The following is a 2112-nucleotide window of genomic DNA, read 5'->3' on the forward strand; positions in this document are numbered from 1 at the left end:
AGGCTGCTTGATGGTCGTGTCGTCGGCCTTGATCACACCGGCCATGCCGTCCGCCGCAGCCTGCACGAGCTGATTGCACTGATCGTCGGCAGCGCGTGCCATAGACGGTGCGCCCGAGAATATTCCTGTCAGGACGAGCAGGGCCCCGAACTTTCGGCAGGACTGTCTTACGACGGCAACGGGCATGAAAAAGGCTCTCCGGCAGCACGGCATGAGCACCGCAAGGATAGAATTGCCGGGCGCGATCCAGAGAGCGAGCGAGAAAAAGACCCGGCCTACGTCAATTTTTGCTGCTCGATCTCTGGAGAAAAAATGCGGAGTTCTGGTTCTCCCCCTCCAGGAGTTCTCCGATGTCCCTTCCCCAGCTCTTATGCAACCGCTCGCTGCGCGGTGTCGCAGCCGTCTTTGGCGTGGCGATGCTCTCTGCCTGCACCGCGCCGCATGTTCCCTCCTTCGTATCGCCCGACGATACCCGCCTTTCGGAGTTGCGGGTTCACTATCGCTGCGATCCCTCTGCCACGCCCAACGGGATCTGCACCGACATCGACAGCTCGGTAATGATCGGCCCCGTATCCAGCACACACATCGTGATCCGGCCTGGCACTTTGCAACGCGCAGTTGCGGTCATGGGCACGCATAATCCTCAGGAGTTGAACCAGACGGATGCGGAACTCGATCTTGATGTTCAGCCTCTATCCGGTACGGCGCATGCGGGGACGGTTCTGGTGAGTACGGTGCTGACAGCGCCGTCTTACCGCACGATCGAGCCCGGACGGGGCCACGTGGAGCGTTATCTTTTCAGCGGCATAGTCAGAGCAGGCGACACCACCATTCCTCTTGAGGGGCATGGAGGCCACCTCGTGTTCCATTACACGCCAGGAGTTGAGCAAACCGCGGTGCAGTCTTGCGGCCCAGTTCCGGCGGGGAAGCGCCAGACACTGGCGTGCATTCGGGTGCCCTGAAAAATCAGGGCTTCGGCAATGTCCGCGGAGGGAGCTGGAGGGGATGACAGCGATCGTCCCCTCCCGCACGCGCATAAGCCAGCAGGACCGATTGTGCCTGAGCGTCAGGATCGCTGTAAGTCTCGCGTATCATTGCGCCAATCGCGCCACGAGCCAGGACAAGTGTCTGACCCGTTTCGACTGGCACGAAATGGTAGCTTCCGCCCGGAGAGATCTGGGTCTTGATTTCCAGATCGACCGTCCCGTCGGGATTTAAATAATCACTAGTTTCGACAGGTGGCGCCAGACTTGCATTGGGCACACAATAATGCGCGAAAAATACCAGCCCATTGATCATCTCCCCCACTGAAGCAGGAATAAGCGTTCTTACCGGCGCAGAGGTCATTGCAACATATCGGCGCATAGCCTGCTGCGACAGGTATGGGCTGCAACAGGTCAAGAGCAGGCACGAGATAAGGAGCGTGCCGTATTTTACGCGGGGCATGAGCCGAAAAACCTTTCTGATCTGTACACTGCTGTCACGGTGCGGGCGCCGTTTTTTTCTCGAAAATATCGTCATTTTCTCCATGCAAGCACTGGCCTGCGTGACTCACCTGTACTAGAATCATTGAGAGTTCCAGATCAGGACGGAAAAGGCCACGCTCTCGGTCGCCCTGCACCCGCGCAATATATTCTTAACAGTTTGCGGACTATTGTTCTGTTTCAGTAACTTGACTACCCACCGACATAAAATGACGGCTTCCGCCCGGAAAAATTCATAATCCTCCGATCTTTTTTCTTGTGACAAAGTGCAAAAGCCCGTAACGTCAATTCATCATTAATGCCACTGCTGCGTAGCGTGAAAGGGCCATGTCTTGACATTTGCGATGTTCGCCATTGATGACACCCCTGTCCGTGCGCCGAAAAAGTCCGACCCGAATTTGTTCGGGACGCTGGCGGAATGGAAGGCATCGCCATTTTACCGCCCCGCCCCAAAGCTCCGCGCGCGCCGCCTGTGGTCCCGCGAGGAAGAGCTTCTGGTGGCGGATCGTTACCCTTCCGAAACGCCGGTGCGCGACATTGCGCCGGTAGTCGGGCGCACAATCGGGGCCATACGCGCGAAAGCGCGTAAATTAGGTTTTTTCAGGCCAAAAAAAGGTCTTGACAAAAA

At 57.2% G+C, this 2112-nt stretch carries 2 protein-coding genes and 1 pseudogene; 2 read left to right on the plus strand and 1 reads right to left on the minus strand.

Going from position 1 to position 2112, the window contains the following annotated elements:
• Nucleotides 1–350: 350 nt before the first annotated feature.
• Nucleotides 351–962, plus strand: coding sequence for a hypothetical protein (locus P792_RS24905; protein WP_023978009.1), 612 nt, complete (start codon nucleotides 351–353; stop codon nucleotides 960–962).
• 4 nt (nucleotides 963–966) lie between these two features.
• Here the strand turns inward: P792_RS24905 and P792_RS24910 are convergent, their stop codons facing one another.
• Entirely contained in the window at nucleotides 967–1347 is a 381-nt protein-coding gene (locus P792_RS24910) for a hypothetical protein (protein WP_152530158.1), read from the minus strand.
• A 481-nt stretch (nucleotides 1348–1828) separates the two neighbouring features.
• Here P792_RS24910 and P792_RS38365 point away from each other — a divergent pair.
• Nucleotides 1829–2112 (plus strand): annotated as a pseudogene (locus P792_RS38365) (hypothetical protein); the annotation flags it as partial.

Origin of the sequence: Asaia sp. SF2.1 (assembly GCF_000505765.1) — a bacterium.
Classification (GTDB): domain Bacteria; phylum Pseudomonadota; class Alphaproteobacteria; order Acetobacterales; family Acetobacteraceae; genus Asaia; species Asaia bogorensis.